The sequence below is a fragment of the Pseudoalteromonas sp. S1650 genome (assembly GCF_005887195.1).
GTDB classification, from domain to species: Bacteria; Pseudomonadota; Gammaproteobacteria; order Enterobacterales; family Alteromonadaceae; genus Pseudoalteromonas; species Pseudoalteromonas simplex.
Map to the genome: position 1 here is coordinate 1 of NZ_PNDF01000082.1, position 23,410 is coordinate 23,410.

At 39.5% G+C, this 23,410-nt stretch carries 17 protein-coding genes and 4 pseudogenes; 14 read left to right on the forward strand and 7 right to left on the reverse strand.

Annotation, left to right across the window (positions count from 1 at the left end):
• Nucleotides 1-377: 377 nt before the first annotated feature.
• The 3 genes and pseudogenes from CWB80_RS19700 to CWB80_RS23170 form a co-directional block, all read left to right on the forward strand.
• Nucleotides 378-983, forward strand: a complete 606-nt coding sequence (locus CWB80_RS19700; RefSeq protein WP_138599691.1) for a tyrosine-type recombinase/integrase — start codon at nt 378-380, stop codon at nt 981-983.
• A gap of 9 nt (nt 984-992) precedes the next feature.
• On the forward strand, nt 993-1,346 hold the full coding sequence (locus tag CWB80_RS19705) for a hypothetical protein (RefSeq protein ID WP_138599692.1): 354 nt from the start codon (nt 993-995) through the stop codon (nt 1,344-1,346).
• Between the two features lie 93 nt (nt 1,347-1,439).
• Nucleotides 1,440-1,622, forward strand: a pseudogene (locus tag CWB80_RS23170) (TnsA endonuclease N-terminal domain-containing protein); the annotation flags it as partial.
• Between the two features lie 334 nt (nt 1,623-1,956).
• Here the strand turns inward: CWB80_RS23170 and CWB80_RS19715 are convergent.
• The 3 genes and pseudogenes from CWB80_RS19715 to CWB80_RS19725 form a co-directional block, all read right to left on the reverse strand.
• A pseudogene (locus CWB80_RS19715) lies at nt 1,957-2,173 on the reverse strand (integrase core domain-containing protein); the annotation flags it as partial.
• Nucleotides 2,174-2,474: 301 nt separating this feature from the next.
• Nucleotides 2,475-2,780: an IS630 transposase-related protein gene (locus CWB80_RS19720; protein WP_138599693.1), complete on the reverse strand. Its 306-nt coding sequence runs from the start codon at nt 2,778-2,780 to the stop codon at nt 2,475-2,477.
• Nucleotides 2,781-3,005: 225 nt separating this feature from the next.
• The gene (locus CWB80_RS19725) at nt 3,006-3,452 is read right to left on the reverse strand and encodes a hypothetical protein (protein ID WP_138599694.1); all 447 of its coding nucleotides are present in this window, start codon (nt 3,450-3,452) and stop codon (nt 3,006-3,008) included.
• Between the two features lie 390 nt (nt 3,453-3,842).
• Between CWB80_RS19725 and CWB80_RS19735 the strand changes: the two genes are divergently transcribed.
• Nucleotides 3,843-4,367, forward strand: coding sequence for a TetR/AcrR family transcriptional regulator (locus CWB80_RS19735; protein ID WP_171041563.1), 525 nt, complete (start codon nt 3,843-3,845; stop codon nt 4,365-4,367).
• A 6-nt stretch (nt 4,368-4,373) separates the two neighbouring features.
• On the opposite strand, the pseudogene CWB80_RS19740 reads toward CWB80_RS19735, so the two are convergent.
• Nucleotides 4,374-4,550: pseudogene (locus CWB80_RS19740) on the reverse strand (IS3 family transposase); the annotation flags it as partial.
• 341 nt (nt 4,551-4,891) lie between these two features.
• Here CWB80_RS19740 and CWB80_RS19745 point away from each other — a divergent pair.
• From CWB80_RS19745 to CWB80_RS19770, 6 genes are all read left to right on the forward strand, one after another.
• On the forward strand, nt 4,892-5,278 hold the full coding sequence (locus CWB80_RS19745) for a DUF6463 family protein (protein WP_138599696.1): 387 nt from the start codon (nt 4,892-4,894) through the stop codon (nt 5,276-5,278).
• Nucleotides 5,275-5,832 (forward strand): TetR/AcrR family transcriptional regulator, encoded by a 558-nt coding sequence (locus CWB80_RS19750; RefSeq protein WP_138599697.1) that lies wholly within the window; start codon nt 5,275-5,277, stop codon nt 5,830-5,832. Before CWB80_RS19745 ends, CWB80_RS19750 begins: the two co-directional genes overlap by 4 nt.
• A gap of 60 nt (nt 5,833-5,892) precedes the next feature.
• A complete protein-coding gene (locus CWB80_RS19755) occupies nt 5,893-6,339 on the forward strand; it encodes a hypothetical protein (protein ID WP_249362664.1) in 447 nt (148 codons plus the stop codon).
• Nucleotides 6,336-6,683, forward strand: coding sequence for a DUF4345 family protein (locus tag CWB80_RS19760; protein ID WP_171041564.1), 348 nt, complete (start codon nt 6,336-6,338; stop codon nt 6,681-6,683). Before CWB80_RS19755 ends, CWB80_RS19760 begins: the two co-directional genes overlap by 4 nt.
• A 627-nt stretch (nt 6,684-7,310) precedes the next feature.
• Nucleotides 7,311-7,940, forward strand: coding sequence for a DUF4166 domain-containing protein (locus CWB80_RS19765; RefSeq protein WP_138599699.1), 630 nt, complete (start codon nt 7,311-7,313; stop codon nt 7,938-7,940).
• Nucleotides 7,927-8,433 (forward strand): demethoxyubiquinone hydroxylase family protein, encoded by a 507-nt coding sequence (locus CWB80_RS19770; RefSeq protein WP_138599700.1) that lies wholly within the window; start codon nt 7,927-7,929, stop codon nt 8,431-8,433. The genes CWB80_RS19765 and CWB80_RS19770 overlap by 14 nt, the downstream gene beginning before the upstream one ends.
• A gap of 847 nt (nt 8,434-9,280) precedes the next feature.
• Here CWB80_RS19770 and CWB80_RS19780 read toward each other — a convergent pair.
• On the reverse strand, nt 9,281-10,897 hold the full coding sequence (locus CWB80_RS19780; protein ID WP_138599701.1) for a sensor domain-containing protein: 1,617 nt from the start codon (nt 10,895-10,897) through the stop codon (nt 9,281-9,283).
• A gap of 1,226 nt (nt 10,898-12,123) precedes the next feature.
• On the opposite strand from CWB80_RS19780, the pseudogene CWB80_RS19785 reads away from it, so the two are divergent.
• Nucleotides 12,124-13,280, forward strand: a pseudogene (locus CWB80_RS19785) (IS3 family transposase).
• A 20-nt stretch (nt 13,281-13,300) separates the two neighbouring features.
• On the opposite strand, the gene CWB80_RS19790 reads toward CWB80_RS19785, so the two are convergent.
• Nucleotides 13,301-13,483 (reverse strand): helix-turn-helix transcriptional regulator, encoded by a 183-nt coding sequence (locus tag CWB80_RS19790; RefSeq protein ID WP_138599703.1) that lies wholly within the window; start codon nt 13,481-13,483, stop codon nt 13,301-13,303.
• Nucleotides 13,484-14,373: 890 nt separating this feature from the next.
• Between CWB80_RS19790 and ltrA the strand changes: the two genes are divergently transcribed.
• On the forward strand, nt 14,374-15,846 hold the full coding sequence (ltrA, locus tag CWB80_RS19795; RefSeq protein ID WP_138599704.1) for a group II intron reverse transcriptase/maturase: 1,473 nt from the start codon (nt 14,374-14,376) through the stop codon (nt 15,844-15,846).
• Between the two features lie 198 nt (nt 15,847-16,044).
• Here ltrA and CWB80_RS19805 read toward each other — a convergent pair whose 3' ends face one another.
• The gene (locus tag CWB80_RS19805) at nt 16,045-16,593 is read right to left on the reverse strand and encodes a hypothetical protein (RefSeq protein ID WP_138599705.1); all 549 of its coding nucleotides are present in this window, start codon (nt 16,591-16,593) and stop codon (nt 16,045-16,047) included.
• Between the two features lie 182 nt (nt 16,594-16,775).
• On the opposite strand from CWB80_RS19805, the gene CWB80_RS19810 reads away from it, so the two are divergent.
• Both CWB80_RS19810 and CWB80_RS19815 read left to right on the forward strand, forming a co-directional pair.
• Nucleotides 16,776-18,473, forward strand: coding sequence for a hypothetical protein (locus CWB80_RS19810; RefSeq protein WP_138599706.1), 1,698 nt, complete (start codon nt 16,776-16,778; stop codon nt 18,471-18,473).
• Between the two features lie 91 nt (nt 18,474-18,564).
• Nucleotides 18,565-23,410, forward strand: a 4,846-nt coding sequence (locus CWB80_RS19815) for a conjugal transfer protein TraG N-terminal domain-containing protein (RefSeq protein WP_138686293.1), incomplete at its 3' end; no start/stop codon positions are given.

The following is a 23,410-nucleotide window of genomic DNA, read 5'->3' on the forward strand; positions in this document are numbered from 1 at the left end:
GCGTGCTACTGCTTGACACGCTAGGTAAATGCTGCTGTTTGTTTGGCGACGATAGAGTACCACCAACAGGCAGTTGATCTCTTCTCACCGTTTAACCATGAGTGGTGCACTTATTATCTGAATTCGGGAGTATGAGAAACCAAATCATTTGAGCCCCAAAATTGTTTTTGGACATAAACGCGTTAGAGACGAAGGACGGCTATGTGCCATTAGCAGACAGACATTAAAAATATATTTGGATGTCCGCTTGTGGATAATAACCAGAAATACATCGCTCTCCACTATTAAAAATGCTCAAAAACCATGCTGTATTTTTGAGAGCTTTACGCCTATACCTTTCAATTCCTGTCCTGACTTATCAAAAAGTGAGAGAGTAAATGGGAGATCATGTAAGTTGGAATAAAGGTCGTATCATAGGGCAAAAAGCACCGCTTCGACCGCAAGAAGTTTGGTCAATCCGGGCTCGGTTAGAAATGGTGCGTAACATTAAAGAGTTAGCGCTATTTAATTTAGCGATTGATTCAAAATTAAGAGGCTGTGATTTGGTCTCATTAAAAGTTTCAGATGTCATGCGTAGTGGTGAAATTTTGGCGAGAACTAGTATTGTACAACACAAAACTGGAACAGGTGTTCAGTTTGAAATTACCCAACAAACACGTAAATGGGTAAAGCAATGGATAGAAATCCAAGGCCTTGGATATGATGATTATATTTTTCGCTCGCGAATTAATTCCGTCCCTTACATGGCCACCTGGACATATGATCGAATTGTACATAAATGGGTAGAGTCTATTGGGCTGGACTCAAGCCTTTACGGTACACACTCTATGCGCAGAACCAAAGTCTCAATTTTATATAAACGGGATAAAAACCTGCGCGCTATTCAATTATTACTCGGCCACAAAAAAATCGAAAGCACCGTTCGCTATCTTGGTATTGATGTTCAAGATGCGCTAGAAGCTTCTGAAAATCTGGAACTTTAGGAGAGTAATATGAACATTGCCAATAAACAAACACTAATCAAATTCATCCTTGAGAGACTTGAAAATGGCGTTGAAAAATCGACTACCGAACTTATGGAAGAATTTATAGCAGCCGAACAGATCTCCAATTATCACAAGAGGAACGTCAAACAACAGTTTCATCGCGCAGCATTAAACCTAGTAGAACAAGGCCTAATACAAGCCAAAAAATATCCAGATATTCGTTACCTTCTATTTTCAAAAAGTATGGATAATTCTGTGGAACCGACACCAAAAGAAAGTCCAATCGATTTGACTACTTCACATCCAGTCCAGAAAAACGTCAACGATATAGTGTCGAAATTAGTACTGTTTGAAGCATAAGTCTTGCAAATTTGAAGTACAACCCCGCATAAAATTTGAACAATAACTCTGCATAGCCTATTTTTAAATCGTCTCGTATTTTCGGTGATGATTATGATCAGGAGTAAGCTAAAGCATTCCAGAGTCAAAAACCTCTACAAGTTCGCAAGCCAGAAGAACAAAAGCACTTGTTTAGTTGAATCTTCCTTGGAATTTGATGCTTGCTTTCACTTTGAATACTCTCGTGAAATAAAAACCTTTGAAGCGCAACCGTTAGGGTTTGAATATGAATTTGACAAATAACAACAAAAGGTGACCTACCGTATAGGTAGCTGAAATTGGGTCTGGAACAACACAACCACATCATATGACATCAACCTGCCGAAAAGGTAGAGACCAACTAAAAAGCCCCAGAATTTACTGGGGCTTTTTCGTTTTCAAAATTTTACAAAAAGGGCTATTTTATGAAAGGCCAAGATCTCTACTATTAGACATAGTCCTGCGCTGATACCTATTTGCTAATTATCTCTTAAGGACGCGCAAGCATTTCACTGTTCTGCGGGGCTGGGAAGTAAAATCAACATGTGAATTGCGTTCATCATTTAACGAGGTTATTGAGCGGTTGAAGTGGTCAACTAATTCCGGACAGTAAATTGGATAGAGCCTCAGCTTTTGCCGGTGGCACACAATTGTTGAACTGATGCGGTCTGCTCCAGTTGTAATAATCCATCAGGTAAAAACTGATATCACGCTGTGCTTCTGTTTTGCTCATAACCTGTTTAAGGTACCCACTCAGACTTTAAGCTTCTGAACAACCGTTCCATTGGCGCTTCATCCCAGCAATTACCTTCGGTAATAAATCCTGTGTCAAGCACGCATAAAACACGTCAGAATTAATACTGGAAGAAAATATACTCAGCGTTAAAAATGTCATGCCAACAATCGCCCCAATGACATTCGCTCTGCCTTTGGCATGCCAATCATGTATTCCATAATACCGAGTTCCTTTATCAGAATAACCTTACTCTCTAGGCAAGTTCTGAGCAAAACCGCTCTCATCTAAGTAGATGATTTCTTTGCCTTGTTTCTCAAATTCATAAATACGTTCAACAAAGCGATTCCTTGATATTTCAGATGCTTTAGGGGGTTTTAGTGTTTTTTATAGCTTATATTTAGTCGCTTGAGTGCATCATGAATTGCAGGTTGTGTGACACCAAAACGTTTAGCGCGTTCCCACTGATAATCATCTGGGTTTTGCTCAACATCCATTCTTAGCCTATCTAGGCAAACTTTAATACTTGGGCGGTTTTTGTTGGTGCATGGCTCTATTTCTTTCCTCCATCGAAGAAGACTTTGCATAGATATGTTAAAATGCGCACTTGTTTGCTTAAATATAAGTGAATGCTTTTCTTTGTATGCCAATACATGTTGGCGAAATGATAAGGGATAAGTCATGCGTGTACTGTGCCAGATTATGGTTATTTAGGTATAGGTGTATTATCATTACTGTTAGTAACAACTCCGAATAGAGAGGCTGTGGTTTATAAAGTAACTAACTTCTTGTTCATGATAATTTTTTAGGTATAAGTTAGGCGCTTTATTAACTATGTAATCCTTTTTCCTATAGAAAAAATATAGAAATTAAAGGTTGAGACGAAAGATTTATTACAAGTCAATTGATTAAGTGCTGTGCGGTTCTGCTCCAACCAAACGATACCCTGAAACACAGAAAAGACCAGCTAAAAACCAAAGCATTCCTGAAAGTATTGAAAATGTACTGATACTTTCAGGAAATGAAATACTCAAGGGAATAGTGGCTAGCCCTCTAACTATACAAATGGTTGAAATAATCATAATGGCAGGTTTAGACAAAGGTAACTTTCTGATCACGCCAGCTCCCGATAAACAGTAAATGGCGGTTGCAGCAAATAATATTGATACTAAAGTCGTTGCGAAGGCTGCGAGCCAAGGCGCAGATTTAGAGAGTTCAATTAGCCACTCTGGCGCCATTTGAGCACGATAGCATCCCGGACCCAAAACAATACAAGATATGTGAGATAAAGCAGTAAAAAGGGCCAGTAGTGCGACACCTATGAGTAAAAAAACACCTGAGCGCTTGGATTTCATTTTAGTTAACACCATTATGCATGGAGATCTATATAAATCTATTAAAAGCAATAAGTTATAGAGTGGACACTTTGACACAGTCACGTTTCTTACTCTTAGGACTGAATGCCTTAATTAAAGGCATAACCCCATCTTCTTTGCCTAAAATAAGCAATAAAAGTAATAATCCGCCGGGGATCAAGACAAGTTTTAAAATAGGGCCAAGTACAAAGCTATAAAGGCCAATAAAGGGTAAAAAAATACACGCACCAAAAAACGTAAAATGCTCGCCATAATTATCTCCTTAATAAATTGAGCATGCTCATATTATTATTGAGCGCGCTCAATTTCAATAAAAACTTTTCAACTTTTTATAAAATTGGTTTAATGACTAATAATTTTGGAGGTCAAGTGACAAAAAAAGAACAAACAAGATCGCGGGTCTTATCTGCAGCATGGCAGCTTTTTTCAGAAAATGGCTACGATAAAACCAGTACCAGAGATATTGCCAAGGTGGCTGGAGTTGCAACTGGCACTGTGTTTAGCCATTTTTCTAACAAAATTGATTTACTTAAATCTGGCTTAGAAGTTCAGTTGCACACATTGTTAGTTGAAACAGCTAAATCAGATATTTCATCTACGCCGATTGACAGACTGCTCCATTTTGCCTCTGCGCTATATCCATTTTATTTATCGCAAAGAGAGTTCAGCAAAGTTCTGTTTAAAGAAATCTTATGGCAAAGTCAGTCACTCGATCCGCAATTAAATGCATTTAAACATCAATTGGTCTTCGGTGATGAAAACAAACTTGCTTATGCCGATTTATTAATGGACGTGTATTTTATGACATTACTGGTTGGGTTAAATGATAGCGCTGAGAATGAAGTCTCACTCATTGCCAAGCTTAAAGAAAAACTAAGGTTAATCTCCGTTTAATAAGTGATCAATAACCACTGCCAAATAAAGCCAGCCTTCGCTGGTCATCAAGTATGTAATATCACCAACCCAGGGCCCGATGCGGTAAAGCCTTGCTCAAAGAAAGTTTGGCGCAACAGGGAGCGCATGAATGCTATATGTTCTAATCTTAAACTTACGGGTCGCTTTGGCCACCAAATCTTGATGCGCCTAGTGTTTCGCATAGTTTTTTGATATCAATCCTTAATAATTCTTAATCATTTTGAGGGACTGTCGCTTACTATGTTAAAAATTTCTTATTTACGACTGCATGGATGCAGGAGGTAGAGCAATGCAGGAGCGATTGCCGAGAATAACTAAATATCAAAATTTTCGCCCTGTTATCAACATGTTTTTCTTGCCTCAAAATAGATCACTTAATTATGAGGATTTGTATGATTTGTCCGTGGAGTAAGGCAAGAAAATCAGAGTTCGTTTAAACGTTGCACAGTGCGACTAAAAAACATACCATACGGTATGGTATGTTTTTTTGTTGGAGTGTATTAGTGAAATTATATGGACTTAGTGGTTGGTTGTTGGTCGGGATTGGTACAGTTCATATCGCTTTGGGTGTGGTGATGGGGTGGCCATCCCTTGTTGAAATAGTTCAGGCGGGTGTTTGGAATTCAATTCAGCCCAATGGTGAGTTGATGTTTTCTCGCAGTACGATATTGTGGTTCTTATTGGTGGGGTGCTTCTGGTGGCTGCTGGGCGGGTTAATGCAGGCGTGGTTGCAAACATTGTCAGCACCACTGCCTCGTTGGCTTGGGTGGGGGTTTGTGGCTGCTGGATTGATGGTAGGAATTCTTTTGCCGATATCTGGAGCGTGGTTGTTCATTCCGCTTGGTTTGCTCGTTGTTTACGGTGCACCGATAGTAAGACAGGATACATGATGAAACTAAGTCGCCAAGATTGGTGTCAAGCAGGGTTGATGGCACTCGCAGAGAAAGGACCGGAGGCGCTAAAAATTGATCATCTATGTGATATACTGGCCGTGACGAAGGGCTCTTTTTATCATTACTTTAAACATCGAGAAGCCTATATCGATGAATTGTTGGCTTTTTGGCACGCGCACTACACACAATACCTTATAGAAGTGTTGTCGCCTCAAGACCATGTCAAACAGCGGATTGCACAATTGTCTGCTGCTGTATCAGAGGCTGACCATCGAACCGAAGTCGCATTGCGTAGCTGGGCGCTCAGTGAGCCTCGTGTGGCAGAGGTTGTAACTGCAGTCGATAACAAAAGGCTAGATTATATTGCGGCTTTGCTGACAGAGCTGGGTTATAACCCTGTAGATTCTGACCTTTTGGCAAAATTATTATATGCACAAACGCTAGGTTGCCAGCAGCTAGGTAAACGGCTTAGCATTGAAGAGTGGAAAGCAATTGATGGATGGTTCATGCACTGGTTAGGTCACGAACAAAGGTATTTCAATGAGTATTAAATGCTTATTTGAGTGCTTTAGTAGTCAATGTGAACGTGGTCAAGGATGAGCGGTGGAAATATGAACTTTTCTGGTAATGGATATTTTTTGGCCGAGATAATATATTGTTTTGCTGCCACGCTTGCTCAAATTCGCTGTATTGTTTTCGGAGGTGATTTTTATTCTACTATAGTAACCTCTATCATCGTCATGGTGCCTTTGCTTCGGGCGGTTTATGGTTTGTCGAGCGCACTTATACCTTTACCCCTGATAAAGTTTGTGCTAACCCTCGTTGCCAGTATCTTTTTAATTCATGGCGTTTCTTTTGTCGGATCAATAATAAGTTCTGTTATAGGTTTGTTTATTGGCAGCTTATTTGCAGCAGTGATCAGTGTTAATGCCTTAGAATGCTCAGCGCTCGTGGCCTGCAGCCGCAGAGACGCCAAACCCGCAGGCACGTCTTTATCGCCTTTGTACGCTGCGTTAGAACGACTGCGTGAAATCTGCTCCGAAGAGGCATGGTCGTGATTGACATTTTACCATTAGTCGGATCAGTTATTACAATTGGACTGGGTCTGCTAGGCTTCTTGCTTCCAAATGTTGCGGCGAGCATGGTAGGGATAAAAGCCACAAGTGGTTTGGCTAGATCCGAGGTTCGGGCAACCTACGGCGGGTTGTTCATTGGTCTTGGTGTTTCCTGCCTGTGGTTCCAATCCTTTGAAATGTTCATTGTCGTTGGCATTGCATGGTGTCTGGCAGCAATTGCTAGGTTTATAGCTATATTCATTGAGAATGAGACTTCACCTAAGAATATAGGGGGAATCGTCCTGGAAGGAGGGGTCGGTGTTTTATTTTTGTCATCGGCGCTCTAATCGGGTAGCCGGAGCTCTCAAGCCCCCACATTATCCATCATGCGGGTTCGCAATTGGCGGTTCATTTCCCGTAATGACTATGGACCTTGATATCCCTTAATTACACTAAACCTTGTTAAGCCAAGAAGCCATTGCTCAGCGCAATGTTACTCCCATTTTTTTAGCTGCTACAAGGGAGTTTACGAGTGATACTACATGTAATAGCTGCCGTTCACTTAACCCAATTCTGTTGAATTTGTATCTGTAGCGGTCCCTATGCTCAGGTTTGTGAGTTCTCTGACGTTTGCTGTAAATTTATTTGGCGTTTGTTCGTGGATTTGAACTTGCCGAAATAGAAGGTAAATCCGAAGATTTTTAGCCAAATATCGGACCGACTCGGCTTTTCTATTCATTCACTTTAAGCTTTAATCGCTTGGTTATGAATTCGGTAATTTCCTCTTGGAAAAGCACTCCTGCGTTATTCGTTTTTACCAAAATGATTATATAGTCAGTGTAGTGTGCAAACTTAAGTTGTTTGTACCTTAGCCTCTTCTCTAATTCATCGGGTAAAATATTGGAAAGTAATCCCAACTTAAAAAGACTAAAAAATTGAATAAAAATAGGAATTAAGATATGGTTTGATGACTAATGACAACAAATGAAAAACGAGTAATTCTAGAGACTCGACAATCCTTATTTATATTTATAATTATGAGTAGTGAGCTAGTAAAAGATTGGTTTGCAGATCGCTTTTCCGACCTTCATCCTTTATTACAGAAACTCCACGTCGAAGGAGGACGACTTCGAGGTAAGGTGGACTTGTACTATGGAAGTGGAATTTCAGGCATTTTAGGGAGACGGCTCGCCAGAAAAATGAAGTTGCCGGGGCCTGGCTCTCACGAACTTTCAGTAACAATTTCGCATGATGATGAATATCTGTATTGGAACCGTAGATTCAAGAGCCAACATTCAGTTGAATCACTGTTCAGACCAGTAGGTGATTATGAGGATGGATATTGGATAGAAACGGCAGGTCCGCTTTCATTGAAGCTGACAGTGGACATTAAAAATGGCGGATGGCATTGGCGATGCTTACAAGTCTGCTTATTTGGTTGTCCCATACCCATGTGGTTAACTCCATCATCAGTTGCTTATAAAGAAATTAAGAACAATAGATACCAGTTTCACGTAAGTTTTTCACTGCCAATCCTTGGAGTTTTGGTCACATATAAAGGCATGTTAGACGTCATAAGTGAAGGAAGTGATGGATCAGAATAAAGAACTTAGGATAATGCACGCTTGTGAGCGCGGTGCTGTTGGTGTTTATCGAGGTCATAAATGTGTTGCTAGATATTTTTTTCGGTCAAAACTAAATCAAATTGATAGTATGCGAGATCATGAGAGCGGTCATGCTACTATTTTTGAGAACCTTCTAGAAAATCGAAATGGCCGATTATGTTATGGTCATCAACTGTTCTTTTGGGGGGGGCTCTTTTACGGTGTCTTTGTAGGTTTTATGGGGCTTAGAGCGATTGGGGTAAGCACCTATACAATAGAAAATATTGTAGATAATGAGTTCAACATAGCCCTTGAGAAATTGAAAAACGATCCTGAACTGTATAGCCAGATCAAGAAGGTTCAGCTTGAGGAGCAGGAGCACAAAAAGGCAGGCGAAGAGTTGGCTGGTAGTAGGTTGATGTTTACTGGCTTGATACAAAGATTTGCGAAAATTGGGGCATATACAGCAAAGTATATGGCGTCGATATTGTGAAGGTATTAACAAAGTGCAGCTAGGGAAAAAGCTATTCCATCAAAAAATTTGATCTGACAGTTACCCGTTTTTCAATCGGTGACTATCAGTTTAGTTTTGAGCTAAATTTTCAGCCTAATTTCAGTTAACTAACAGATTATTAAATTAATGATCCGTATTAACGACACCTTGCTAAGTGAGTACAATCGCTTAACGAGGTGAAAAATGTCAACAAAGAAAGTCCGTAAAACATATACTGCTTAATTTAAAGCTAAAGCCCTGAAATTGGCTGATAAGGTCGGCGTAGCAGCCGCTGCTAGAGAATTAAAACTTTATGAATCTCAATTATATAACAGATGCTCTGCTGCCAAGAGAGAATGCTGCGGTCTTAACCGAGTTTGCCGATTGATGCAGTCTGAAAGGTTAAAAGCACAAGTTGGTTACTGCAAGCCGATATAACCATTGAGATAGTGCCGTGCCGAGGCACGCCGTTAGCTTTACGTAAGTTAGATTGTCATAGGCAAACTATTCAATCTTCTCTCAACCTTTGCAACCTGCGATTGCGGCACTGATTTTTAGAACAGGATATTGAATAGGGGATGTTGCACTTTGTCTTGCTGGCGTGGGTTATCAATAGAATAAAAGTGTTCAAACAATGTACTGACTGATTTTAATGGGCTATTCAATTAAAAGTATTATAAGATCCTAGTTTTTTGTCATGTTAGGGTTCATTATATTGCACATCTTGAATGGTTGTAAGAGTTTGTTTAAATTAGAATTTTTGGTAATATATTATTCCTAATATATAGTATGTCTCATACGCTAATTCAATTATACATATTACTGAAATAACACAGATTTTTAAATGCTACCCGCTTACGTGCTGTAAATAAAGAGCGGTGCATGTACCGTAAGTTCCTTTGCCACTCTCCTTGGCCTTATACATCGCTTGGTCAGCTTTTTTGAGAAGCTCACTTTCACTATAGCCATCAATAGGATACCTAGCCACTCCGATTGACGCACTGCAATGTGAGGGCGTTGTGAAGGTTGGCAATTTTTTTATGGCCAAAAGCAACCTCTCGATAACGGATACGTAGTCGTCGGGTTCACTTAAGTTGGTTAAAATTGCAACAAACTCGTCTCCCCCAACTCTTGATAAGGTATCCCCTTGTCTCAAACATCCAAGCATTGCCTTAGAAACTGCAATTAAATAATTGTCCCCAGCTTCATGCCCAGCCGTGTCATTAATTGCCTTAAACCCGTCTAGATCAATAAATGCAACAACAAGATTACCTGAGTGTCGTCGTAAATTAGCCAAGGCCAGCTTTAATCGGTCGCACATTAACGCTCGGTTAGGTAAACCTGTCAGGCTATCATGTGTTGCTGCATATTCAAGCATTTGCTCATGTTGTTTTATCGCTGATATATCTGCGTAATAACCGACATACCAAATAGTACCTTTAGTGCTATTTTTGATTGAATAGTAATGAACTAACATTGTCTTTTTCTCACCAAATGTGGTGGTAACATTGAGCTCCTCACTCCAATATGGAAATTGGGTAATCTGTTGCCAACGTTTTTCGAATGCAGCATCGCCATCTTCTTTATGTCTAACTTCTCTTAAATGACACCCTTTTATCTGCTCAACAGTTCTGCCAATATCTTTAGCAAATGCTGAATTACAATGAAATACTCGACCCGCTTCATCTAAAACAACGATACCCTCGGAGCTATTTTCAAAAATTTTATTTGCTAACTCCATCTCCTGATGCGCTTTTACTTGCAAGCTAATGTCCCTTGCAACACCATATAAACCGACTATTTCGCCATTTGAATTTCGCATTGGATACTTACGATTATCTACCCAGCCTTTGCTACCATCTATCCGAATAATTGGCTGTATTTCTTGTGCAATTGTATCCCCTGAATAAACTCGCCTTTCTAACTCGAAATAATTGTCTGCACAATGTTCGGGAAATACCTCATAGTCAATTTTACGGTAAAATTCGCGCCAGTGAGAAATCGGCTCGCACAGGGCGACCATGCTCTGACTTGCAGCAAGCAAAACATGATGATTATCTTTGAAAAATATAAAATCGTTGGTTGTTTCCATCATGCCTGATATTGCAGAAGTGTCGAGTCCTTCGACGAGAGGAGTAATGGTGCGAACATCTTTCAAAAAAATTTGATTATAAGGCGAGCAACTCGCTTCACTCTTGGTTTTTAGCAGATAAATTTGAATTTGACTAGACTTGGTTCTGAGGCGTAAATGAGTGTTTTTACCCTCATTAGACTCCTTCAATAGCAAGTTCAGTTGCTTGAAGTCTTCTTTATGGAGGTGCTCTATTAGATAATTATGACGATTTTTTAGCTCCAGAGGAGTGAGACCGAGTGACGTCGTGTCGGATTCCATAGCCACATCAACAATCTGAAACTGTTGATTAATACGTAAAGCTATCCCTTTTAAGTTGTCTTTAAATGACATTATAGTATTACCCGCAAAGTTTAGTGCATAAAGAACAATGAGCCAGAGTAAACTAAATGAAAATTACCCTGTTTACACATTAAAGGCCTGCTGAGAACTGCAATATTCGGACTTTATTTGTTGAAAGTAACAGCATCGTTAAGTAATTGTACTCACTCAGCAAGGGAACAAAAGTCTTGGTAAGGTTCTGCTCGGTTATTGATGAATTTAAAGACATTTTAGATTCGTGAACTACGCAGTGATCTTTAGTCGCTGGGTAGTTCACCAAAATGGGTGTCTTCATAATTTATTCTTTAAAACCTTTAACCAGGATGCTCATCACAGCATATCAACCTCAAAGTTAAATCATCCAGATTAAGACAAACGATTAAGCACCTTAGGTCCAAAAAGTTTTATTGCCACAAATCCACACACAGCTGACGGGACAATTATCATCAGAAAAGATAACTCGATAAAATTTCTGCAAAATTTATTAAGTAAGTCAATAGTTAAGAATGGTTCATCGAGGTACTTAGATTGTTTAAAACGGTGTTGAATCGCCGTAATTATTGAAATAAAAATGTGTATAACAAACCCAGAGGTTGCACCTAAATATAGCCCAAGTGATTTCGCTTTAGAATAAAACTTGTTTTGATAATATTGATTAAACGTGCTCTTAAATTTACCAATAAGTATGCAAAAAACAATGCATACTGAAAGCGAAAATGGGCTTCCAATTAACAATGATAATGGGTAAATAAGGAAAATATAGACAACACTAAGTCCCTTGGGTTCATAAAAACTTCCAATAACAAAAGTAAGAGTAACAGCGACAAATGTCCCTAAGAGTGTAAACACTAATAAAAATGGGAAAAACGTAACTAATCGATGCAAAACCAAAATCCTTTTTTGCATACAATATACATAAGACGTGTTCAAGTCAAGTTTTTATTAATCGCACTTTGAAGATAGTTAAATTATTAAGTTGATACTGAAATTTTAAGTTATTGATATTGTTGTTTATTGTTGTATTTTTCAATCCTTTTTTGAAAGGTTTGCTTTCGTACTCATCAAAACCTTACAAAACGAGAGAATAAAATGAAGCCAGAAGCGACAAACTATAAATCCCAAAAGTAACGCTTCGGGGTCGAATTAATTGACCTTGTGGCACTAAGCCATGAACTTGAACTGGTTTAATTGAGCCGGACACTTTAATAATGGACAATGTTCTAATATTGAGGTGTTAAATGACAAAACGAAAAAACAAAACTTATACAACTGAATTTAAACAAGAAGCAGTTGCTTTAGTAACAGAGCAAGGCTATTCAGTTTCAGAGGCCACAGCGTCTTTAGGGATCACAACCAAACTTATTTATAACTGGAAAGCTAAACTCGAAGAGCAACAAGATGGGAACTCACTCAATGAAGATGAGCGAGCCGAGCTAAAGCGCCTAAAAAAAGAAAACAAAGATCTCAAAATGGAGAAAGAGATCTTAAAAAAGGCCAGTGCCTTCTTTGCGAGAGAAATGAAGTAAAGTATCAGTTCATCAAGGAAAATAGCCAATCTTATCGCGTTATTAAATTATGCTCTGTTATGAAGGTAAATCGCTCAAGCTATTATGCGTGGCTGGGACGTCCAGCAAAGCTTATAACGACAGAAGATCTACATCTTTATCATAGAGCCAAAGCACTGTTTAAATGCAGCAGAGAAAGCTTAGGCTATCGTGAGTTATGTAAAAAATTATGCAAAGAAGGCTTTAAAATAACGCGTTATAAAACCAGAAAGTTAATGGTGAAGCTCAATTTAGTGGTTAAACAACGAGTAGCTTATAAGGTAACAACTAAGCATAAGTACTCAGACGCAGTTGCAGATAATTTGCTTAACCAGAATTTTAATCCGATAGCACCGAATCAAATTTGGGCTGGCGACGTGACCTACCTGAAAACAGGCGAAGGTTGGATGTACCTTGCTGTTGTCATGGATTTATATTCTCGACGAATTGTGGGCTGGCATATTGATAAACGTATGACGTCAGATTTAGTGATGAAAGCCATGATTAAAGCTTATAACTTAAGAAAACCAGCCAAGGGCTTGGTGTTTCATTCTGACAGAGGGTCTCAATATACGAGTAAGCGATACCGAAACCTGTTAAAGCAGTTTGGTATGCGAGCAAGCATGGGTGATGTGGGAGCGTGTTGGGATAACGCTGTTGTTGAAAGGTTCTTTGGCAGCTTGAAACATGATTGGTTGTTAAAAGTGGCTCAGCCAACTCGTTAGCATATGAAAAATGATGTTACTGAATATATGAAGTATCACAATCTGGAGAGGCTGCACTCTGCTAATAAAGCTCAGTCACCAGTAGAGGATGAAAATTCTTTAAGAAAAGTGTCCGGCTGGAGTTGACCAGAACATATTTATCTGCTTTAGACATTTCGTTCATTTATCCTTATCAATATCCATTCATCCACTTCACTCAATACCCAAGCGACAGACCTCGCCCCGAGCTTTACTGGCTTTGGAAATAATCCTCTATCGACGTAGTCATAAATTGAAGAACGGCTTAAACAGGTTTTGTTGATGACTTCTTTTAATTTGATTAGTTGCATGATGGTTGGCTCACATTTGAGATAAAAAGTAGTGATGCTTAAAATGCTAATTTCGCATCGCGTTGGCTAATTACGGAAAATACAATTTCAATATGTTTTTATGTATCAAAAATAACTTTCGATACGTAATTGCACATCAGATCACCAAATTGAATACGATGATTTATTTAATGAGGCGAAATGAGCTATTTCTGTAAATAATGCAGAGACGTATTTTGGAGTAAAGCGGACAATCAAAAGCAGGTAAAAATCTGTAATTCTACGTCCGCTATTCGCTCAAAGCCGCCCTTAAAGCATTTACGTTAACTCGTTTTGGGGCGTGCGACGTGAAGTCGTATGAAGTGCTGTTCACCGCTTAATGAGTGAACCATCTGTATCACCAGATGATCCTAGGAGCCTGAATAAAGTAGCGGCTCTGACAATGTAACGAAGGTTGGTATGCGCCAATCGGGATCTTAATCGTGAGAGGACGATCCTCCTGATAACCACACATCGGGTGAGTGCTAGGCCGTCAGTATGATGAACATAAGTGAATCCGCGTAAGGTGCGTTATACGATGAAACAGCGGAAGTGGTTAATACGCTGTAGCCAAAAGGCGCGAGAGTCGGAAAGAGATTGCCCCATGCTCTTTCGTGATCACTGAACTCTCCGCACTATAGCGGGCATCTAACCTGACATTGCGCAACATACGGAACACGGTAAGCCTGTATCACTCCCTTTGGGAAAGCTTATATAGCCGATAGTGATGCAGGTAGAGGATGTTGGAGAAAGCAAAGGCTGGATTGTAATGATGCAGATACAGACGTCTGTCTGGCACGAAAGTGAGCTGACTTCCGACTGGTCTTCCTTTGCAAGAGAATTTGAAGAACTTTATTCAAGGAGAAACGCAAATGATGATTTCAAAAGAGATTAGTGCCTCTCCTGACAGTGCTCAATGGCAATCCATAAATTGGAAAACTGTTGAGTCACACGTTTTAAAGCTTCAGATGCGTATTGCAAAAGCAACAAGAGAAAGTAAACACGGCAAAGCGAAAGCATTGCAGTGGATACTGACTCACTCGCATTCGGCAAAACTTCTTGCTGTTAAGCGAGTATCACAAAACAAAGGCAGTAAAACGCCCGGAATAGACGGCGTCATCTGGAATACGGATACGCGCCGCATGAAAGCAGTCAATCAATTGAGCAGAAAAGCTTATCAAGCCAAACCGCTCAAGCGTATCTACATCCCTAAGAAAAACGGCAAGCTCAGACCTTTGGGTATCCCGTGTATGGTCGATAGAGCGCTGCAAGCGCTTCATCTTCTCGCACTAGAGCCTGTGTCAGAAACACTTGCTGACCCAAATAGTTACGGCTTTCGGCGCAACAGAAGTACTGCTGATGCTATTGCTCAGTGTTTTCTCTGTTTGAGTAAAAAGCAATCCGCACAATGGATTCTTGAGGGAGATATTAAAGCCTGTTTCGACAAGATTGGGCATCAATGGCTTATGAATAATATAGCTGTAGATAAACGAATGTTGGAACAATGGTTAAAGTCTGGTTTTATGGACAAAGGGCTGTTCTATCGCACTGACGAGGGAACACCACAAGGCGGGATCATATCTCCAACCTTGATGCTGATGACTCTTGCAGGTCTTGAGCAACGCATAAAGTCCACCGCACTTAAAAATGGGGCGAGAGCCAACTTTATAGGATACGCTGATGATTTCGTTGTCACTTGCACTTCAAAGGACGTGCTGGAGAACGATATCAAACCGTTGATTGCTGACTTCTTAGCACACAGAGGCTTAACGCTCTCCGAAGAGAAAACGCACATTACTCACATTAGCCGTGGTTTTGACTTTCTAGGCTTTAACCATAGGAAGTACAAAGGAAAGCTGCTCATTAAACCGAGTAAATCTAACACGTTAATATTTCTGAGTAACTTGCGCGAACTCACTAAAAAGCACGCAACCACCCCCGTTAACGATCTAATCAAGTTGATAAATCCGAAACTCAGGGGTTGGTCGAATTACTATCGCCATTGCGTTGCCAAACAAGTATTCGGATATGTGAGCCACAAACTATTTCTAGCGTTATGGCATTGGGCTAAAAGGCGTCATCCAACAAAATCAAAAACTTGGATCGCCATGAAGTACTTTATCAACCGTCGAGGCCAATGGCAATTTCACGGTTGGCAGAAGAGCATGAATATGGATTGTCAGTTTAATCTATTTCAAATAGCTAAGGTGCCAATAGAGAGACATGTGAAAATCAGGAGTGAAGCTACGCCTTTTGATCCTTTATACCAAGAATACTTGGCAAAGAGAAAAGCAAAGAGGCAATGCCGCAACTCTTGGAATGAGCCTAATCTCGCTGCTTTATAAGTTGCTGGGTACCAATTAGGTGCCTTCGTGAAGGCTTGAGCCGTATGCAGTGAAAGTTGCACGTACGGTTCTTAGGAGGGCGACACTTGGTAACAGGTGTCGTCTATCCGACAGAAACGAGTTACGCTTGAAGGTTAGCTATTGGCAGAAAGCCGCCCTTTTGGAAATAGGTGTTAAAGAGAAGTATTAAAAGATTTCCTATAAATTACATTCATTAATCAATAACTGACTTATAGAGTCAGACTTTTTTGATAGTTTAAGGAGCTCATCATCCTTTGAAGGGGCTGTTGAATAGTTGAATTCTGAGCTAGAAAGAGTGTTCTTGATTTCTAAATAGTTAGATGAGAATTTTTGACAAAATTCAGTTATCTCCGCGTTAACTATTTCTTCGGAATTTTTCTTGTTCCTCATGTATAACTTGTAGTTCTCCGTTACAACTTCTAAAGCTGCATGATCGTAGCGTATGGTCGCAATCACTTCACTATCTTCGATTGTATAGTCAACAATACTTACAGAAATAGGTCGTAAGATGTTGGCCTTCTCGCTGTAGCTTGATACACCCGCTTGAGAATTGTTAACAATGAAATAAGCGCCTAGCTTTTGAGCTGCTTCTTTATATATTAAATCTGCAATGTTGTACTCATTAACCGTGAGGCCGATAGTTTTAAACTTGATAACTCTGACAGTATCAGCCGCATGAGCGCTATGGCTCAATACTAAAATGACTAGTAAAAATACAAATTTCATAAATCCTCCTTCAAGCTGAAAAGTATAAATTATTGAATGCAGGTTTGTGAAAATATAAAAAACACAATGAGGTTTTTTATAACCTATTGTAAATAATTGATATTTAGTTTTGTTTTTAACCGCTGCACGAAATGAAATTTATGAAATGATTAATACAGTTTTAGTTATTGGAGGTCGTTTTAATGAATTTATTGAAAGCGCTAGCAAATGGGGTTTTTATATCGATTGTATTCCATGCGATCGGGAGTGCTTATGGTGCAGAAAAGGTTAGTGTCAATTTAACGCTCGATAATACCACTGAGTACGACGCACAAGTAATAGAGTATTTACTTCACAAAAAAGCTGTGGAGCAAGCAAAAGTAAACCTCAACACGAATGTTATAAGCGGCAATCAATTATTGCCGAATATAAGGGCAAAACTTAAAGAGCTAAACATTAAGCAAGAGCAAAGTACCCTTAATGCAACGGCTACTTTTGAGTTAGCTGAAGGTCCTGAGTTAATTGCTAATAAGAATACTATTAGGATTTATGACGAAGTATTTCTGTTTAATGGCGTCGAAACAAAACAATCATCAATGAAAAAAAGACTCAAAGAAAAGGTGTTTGAATATAAGTTCTTTGCTGAAATCCAAAGCAAATTATCTAACCTAGTGACAATATCAGACTATAAAATCAAAGAACCTCAAATTAGTGAGGGTCAAATGATTTATGGTGGCCTTAAGCTCTCAGAAGTAATGAACATCCGCGCTTTAGTTGCAGCCCGTAGTTACTCTCGCACAAGTATCTCAAATGGATTAAATATTCGAAATGAAAAGTGTGCACAGCTTGATTCAAACCTATTAGATGTAAACCCTCAATTTCCATCGATTGGAAAAACTGCACACTGGCCAGAATTTAATGTAGGTGTATCGATGCTAACACTCCAGCTCTTGACTGGGTTATCTCCAAAAGTTTTAGAAATTGATTTTACTAAAAACTTACTACTATCCGAATTGCAAAAGTCTAGAGCGAGAGTAAAAGACTATAATAGTGACTTATTGCCTTATTCAAATATGTGGGATGCATACAGAGAAAGCATAGAGAACTTCAAAAATGTATTAAATGGGCAGACGTCCAATTTATCTGAAGAATATATGGGGAATATTGAGGCATCACCTTTCAGTCAATATCCGTTTGCAGATGTTAAGCAAGTTACAATGCACCTTAGCTTTGATGAATTAATTAGTGAAGGGGACTACGATGGTATTGAGTTCAATGATTGGTTTTGGGGTCCGAAAAACTACTATGGAGTACGAAACAGCTATATTAATCGCGTAGATGATTTATCGAGAGGCAAGCCTTACTTTTTTCTTGTGATAGAGGTTTCAGGTGTAAAATTCTATCGAGCTGTCCTAGATATTAACTTTATTCATAACAAGCATAGCTCGGCAAAAGTAAAATTAATTCCAATAGATGTTTTGCCATTTTTACCAGGGTCAGAGTTTAATATCTTTAATCGAACAGACTACCGTAAGTTGTGGCTAAAATCTTTGGAACAAGTATCCGTGACTGATGGTTCAATGAGTAATCGAGCAGTCAATATACTGCCAAAAGAAACAATTGATTGTTTGCCCGATACGTTTGCTTTTGATGTAACACTAAGTGAGTTGTTTGCTTTTAGAAAGGGGCAGACTGCATTACTCGACGACGACTTTAACCCGGTAAAAAATTCACATGGAGACTACGTTGTTAATCAGAATGGTTTTCTAGGTTTAATGTCTACAGAAGAGCCCGCCTTTCCCGTATCTGTCAGCATGATGGGTAACTCGATAAATATTAGCTATTACAAAGACCATAAAATTGGGGATATAAGCGTTTATTTTGAGAAAAAGGTATTTTAATCAAAAAATACTGAAATTCAGTTGAAAATCACGCTTTTAAAATTTTTTTCAATTTTAAGATTAAGCCAGACTCAATATTCTGGCTTTTTTTATGGATTTTACAATTTACTCAATCGGTGAAACAGCGTTCATGTATGAGGTTCTAATGGGCCTTCGAAGAATGTTTGATTTTGGCTTTTCATCTTTGCATATTTTGATAGGTGCTACAGCTCTACTTTCACTGATGACTCTTGTAGTAAAAAGTTGGATCAACCCAAACTCTAACCCAGTACTATCTTGGTTTATTGGGCTTTGCATGTTCATGGTCTTGTGTGGTCCATTTTCTAAAGTAGATGTTGTTATTGAGTCGGTAAGAACAGGAGATGTGTATTATGTGAATGATGCACCTGGCATAGCAGCTGTTATTGCAATGATGACCTCAGGAATGTATGGGCTTTCACGAGATTATGAAGATTCATTCGCCTCACCGGATGGTTATCAGGCTGGTCAATTTCTCGATCCGATGAGAGCGCTAGTGGCGCTTGATAAATTTGGATATATGGGCTCTGAAGAACTAGATTCAGGCGTTAATGCCCAAAGGTACAGAATCAAAACATCTACAATGAACTACCTTCAAGACTGTGTAATTTGGGATCTTCAAGTTGGTGGCAATGACGCTGAGCTAAATGCTGACAAAATAAAAAATGCCCCAATGGAAAACTTCCTTGAGTCTATAAGAATTAATACACCATCAAGAAGCACTTATATTCAAATAGACACTCCTGCCATGGAGCTATTAACATGCCCAAACGCATACTTGAAGCTCAAAAGTTACTTTGATAGCTTAAGTTTCAGAGAGATGACTGACAGGTTTTTGCAGAAAGAAAATGTAAAACCACAAGATGTTGAAGCCGGTGCGGAATCGATTTCTGTATTAAGCGCGACAATGAATGCATATCATTTAGCGACGGGAAGGTATTTATCAAATGTTTTTGCTGAAGCTGCTGCAAAAAGTGGGGATATGCAAGGGCTCCGCTCTGAACTTACTTTAATAGAAACAAAGTCTCAGCGACATTACCAAATGGCCGCGGATAGAAACCTAGCTTTGGAGCTATCAATTGGTTTTGCAACCTTCATTGAGGCCTTTGTGTTTTTCTTGATCCCAGTTATTGCAATCATGCTTGTAATGGGTGCTGAAGCTATGAAATCAGCTGCTATGTTCTTTGGGGTAACTGTGTGGGTTAACTTGTGGCCGGTAACCATGAGTGCGGTTAACCTTTTTACTTTACTTGCTATTCAAGGTCGATTTACATCAGTGTCAGCTGGTGGCGGTGGTGTAAGTGCAATCACATTTGGTATGTGGGGGCATAGCATGTCAACAATCGAATCATTTATTGCAGTGGCAAGTAGTTTAGCTGCTGCAGTTCCTATGCTCACTTTATATATACTGCATAGGGGTGTTCACACCATGATGGGTGTATCTAATAAGACGTCTCCTGATACAAATATTGATTCAAAGAAATTGTCACCTGATGTCACAACATCTGCAAATGGAGGTAAAGCAAGTCAAGGTGATACTACTATGCAAGCCAGTGATGTTCATTCCTCATATGGGCAATGGAGCCAAGCTCAACTGAATGGTGGACAACGAAATGATGTAAGTATTAATCCGGGTGGCGCAGGGCCAGCCTCGGGTTACCTTAAACAGTCATCAGCTGAGTTGTCAGCGATTGGCTCTAGAAATACTCAATTGGCAAATACTGAAGCCGCTAGCCAAACATTACAAAAAACTGCCACTGATAGTAAATCTGCTACTTTAGATTCAATCAAAGGGTATAAACAAGGAAAGTCGTTTGAGAGTGTGGATAGTTCACAATTATCACAGGACGAAGCTTTCTTAGCGGCACAAACCGCAGCATATGCAACTGAAAATAACATGAGTTTATCTGATGCATATGATCACGTACTACAGGGCTCGGCAAGCATGGTAGCAAAGGGGGCTCCATCAATAGCAGGGTTTGGTTTAGGTGCTGATGCGAAAGCAGCGATCACAGCAAAAGCGGCATCACAAAAGCAAGTAGGCGCCTCAGAAAGATTGTCAGAGGACGAACGTGCACAAGTTTCTGAATCGATAAAAGCTAACTGGGGGAATGCAGTAAAAATGGCTCAATCATCGAGCAGTGATAACTCAGTTGCAAGTAAAGAGGCGGTTTCCCGACAGGAAGCTGTTACAAATGCTCATACAAATATGCTTCAAGCTCAAGCCCTTGAAGCTGAGGGGAATACAGCTAGCTCCGCTTCAAAAGTAATGACGCAAATGAATGCAGGTGAGGTTCAAAACTCAACCACAGGAGCAAATAAAGCATCAATCGGTTCAATTGTTTCAACACTTTCAGATGAGCAGCAGCATGTTCTTTTAGGTAGTTTGATTGGTGATGAAGGCTTAAATAGTTTATCTGGTGACAAGAGAAGTGCTTTAATTTCTGAGCTGGGAGATAGGTTCGACTACCACAAAGAGCAGGTAAATAAAGGTGATAACGCGAGATTACCAGAAAGCCAAAAAAATAATATTGCTTTGGCCAATACGGTTACTGATGCAATCGCAAGAATGTCTGGAAATACTGAAGTGCTGTCTACTGATCATAATGGTAACCAACTTCCTCTTTCAACTGGAGTTACAGCACTAAAACAAGCTAATACCGAAAGAGGAGCTTCTGCAGACTTAATGAGAGAACTAGGTGAAACACTACAAGCGCCGAGCCTAATTTCACTTAGTGACCAATTGAATGGATATAAACCGAGTGATAATTCACATATTCCAAAACCTGAAGATAATACTGGCATAGACACCAACACTTTAAGTAATGATGTAAATAGTGGCATAAAGACTGATCCAACAAACATGTTCAATAATGAGCGTAATGCACAAGCATTTGCTGAACACAAAGAGCAATCTCAAAACGAGGTTAGTAGTAGAGGGGCATCTGGTACAGGTGCTGTTAAAGCTAAGGGTGAGGATGTTGTTTCTGAGTCAGAAGATAAAAATGCAAATAATTTAGCGCATGCATTTGGATCATTAAAAGTATTAGGCTCAGAATCTAATGAATTATCTGGCGGTGTAGTTAGTTCTATTGGCTCACTATTCACCTCTTCAGTGGGTGAGGCTGTTACGGATGAGTTTAAGAAGTCTGGTAATGGTGAAGGTATTAATTCGAATCTAATTGAAATGGGTTTTAGTGTTTTATCAAACAATACACCAGAAGCTATTAGAAACTTACTAACTAGCGCAGCAAATGGTGAAGGTTCGATTATTAATGGTGAACGCTTATCTCCAAATGAAACACTAATGTATGCTGGGGCTGTTCAAACAGCAATGCGCCCTGAGTCTCTAGCTGCCTTCAATGAAAGTTTAAATTCAAACTCAGCTCTTCTTGCTTCAACGCTACCTAATAACCCTTACAGAAATGCTCAAGAAAATATCTCAGCTGTACAGGAGATGAGAGAGAATGAATCAATTAATAATGCCCTGAAGAGTAGTGAGTTAATTGCGGCATACTCAGCATTGGCAAACCTTGATGACGGTCAAATTGAGGACGTAATTGCAGCCACGAAAGGAGATGATAGTTTCTTAGGTATTAATGATGCTAAATACGCTCGTCATTTAGAAGCGCTAAATGAGTTATCCCCACAGTTAGGTTTAGAACCTCAGTACAACCCATCAAGGTATAAAGACGAGCCAAGTCAAAAAGGTAGTTTGGAATCAGTAAACTACGACTCTCAAGCTAGCTCAATGGCTGGGTTTGCTGGATTAAATGAGAGAGAAAATTTAGATCGAACTGAAAACAGATCGAAACCTAGTGGCCAAGGTCTTGTTGAGGGTATTACCAAAGGAAATTATGACCAAGATGCCAAAGAGATAGCTAAATATGCGTTAGCAAACTTTAATGCAACTGGTGATACATCAGGAGTTAGCTTTAAGGAACTTAATGATCGAAATTTAGATAATTTTAAATCAGCACAAGTTTCTAGTCGAGAATTTAGTATTCCTGACTTTACTAACATCACCCCTGAAGCAATGGAAGATCTGAATAAGATGAGGGATGCACTTTTAATTGCAGGTAAAGATAGCGAGGCAGAAACACTAACAAATACAATTGCTTCTATTACTTCAGATGAGCAAACTAAAAATGGGTATGAATCAAGTGTATCTAAGGAGCATGAAAGCCAAGTAATTAATAACGCAATTCACTCAGAAGGTGTTTCTAGTAAAGCGAAGGAGTTTGCCTCGAACGCCCTTTATGGCACAAGCGATACTCCAAGAAATCTTTCTCATGATGACATGAGAGATCTACTTACAATAAACAACTTACTAAGCACAGCTCCAGAAGCACAAAGAACATTAAGTGAAGCGATCACAACTGCCTTCACACCGAATTATAGTGATGCCGGTACTAAAGAAGCAAATCCACCTGTAAACAGCCTTAATTCAAGCGAAGCCTCAGTGCCGCAACAGTCTGTAAATGAAAGTGATTATGATAAGAGCTCTGTCACACAACAGAACGCACTGAGCGTAACACCAAAAAGCTTATCAGTTGATAATAACCGTGGTGAAGAAATAGAAGAAACCCCTATCAAGCCAAGTGAGGTAAATAGTGGGGTTAACAGTACTGGTAAAGATGAAAGCGGGAATGTTCTATCTAAAGAGTCATCGATTGCAGGCAATGATTCAAGGGATCGTATTGATACCTACCAATATTCTGGCACAAAAGATGATTCTTATCCGAATACTACAGATTCAGGTCGTTCTTTAGTGGGCACACAATCAGAAAACCTTCAGGCTTCAGTAAGTAATGGCGGCACATTAAATAGTGAGGTTGGTTCTACTGGCAGTACCACTAGTCCAGGGTTGCAAAGCAGCCCTGCGAGTACAGACCAATCAGAAAGCCTTAAGGCATCGG

Bases quoted from the DNA above. Each gene is read 5' to 3' on its own strand.
- CWB80_RS19700 (WP_138599691.1), top strand. From the start codon at position 378: ATGGGAGATCATGTAAGTTGGAATAAAGGTCGTATCATAGGGCAAAAA.
- CWB80_RS19705 (WP_138599692.1), top strand. From the start codon at position 993: ATGAACATTGCCAATAAACAAACACTAATCAAATTCATCCTTGAGAGA.
- CWB80_RS19720 (WP_138599693.1), bottom strand. From the start codon at position 2,780: ATGACTTATCCCTTATCATTTCGCCAACATGTATTGGCATACAAAGAA.
- CWB80_RS19725 (WP_138599694.1), bottom strand. From the start codon at position 3,452: ATGAAATCCAAGCGCTCAGGTGTTTTTTTACTCATAGGTGTCGCACTA.
- CWB80_RS19750 (WP_138599697.1), top strand. From the start codon at position 5,275: ATGATGAAACTAAGTCGCCAAGATTGGTGTCAAGCAGGGTTGATGGCA.
- CWB80_RS19755 (WP_249362664.1), top strand. From the start codon at position 5,893: ATGAACTTTTCTGGTAATGGATATTTTTTGGCCGAGATAATATATTGT.
- CWB80_RS19765 (WP_138599699.1), top strand. From the start codon at position 7,311: ATGACAACAAATGAAAAACGAGTAATTCTAGAGACTCGACAATCCTTA.
- CWB80_RS19770 (WP_138599700.1), top strand. From the start codon at position 7,927: ATGGATCAGAATAAAGAACTTAGGATAATGCACGCTTGTGAGCGCGGT.
- CWB80_RS19780 (WP_138599701.1), bottom strand. From the start codon at position 10,897: ATGTCATTTAAAGACAACTTAAAAGGGATAGCTTTACGTATTAATCAA.
- CWB80_RS19790 (WP_138599703.1), bottom strand. From the start codon at position 13,483: ATGCAACTAATCAAATTAAAAGAAGTCATCAACAAAACCTGTTTAAGC.
- ltrA (WP_138599704.1), top strand. From the start codon at position 14,374: ATGATGATTTCAAAAGAGATTAGTGCCTCTCCTGACAGTGCTCAATGG.
- CWB80_RS19805 (WP_138599705.1), bottom strand. From the start codon at position 16,593: ATGAAATTTGTATTTTTACTAGTCATTTTAGTATTGAGCCATAGCGCT.
- CWB80_RS19810 (WP_138599706.1), top strand. From the start codon at position 16,776: ATGAATTTATTGAAAGCGCTAGCAAATGGGGTTTTTATATCGATTGTA.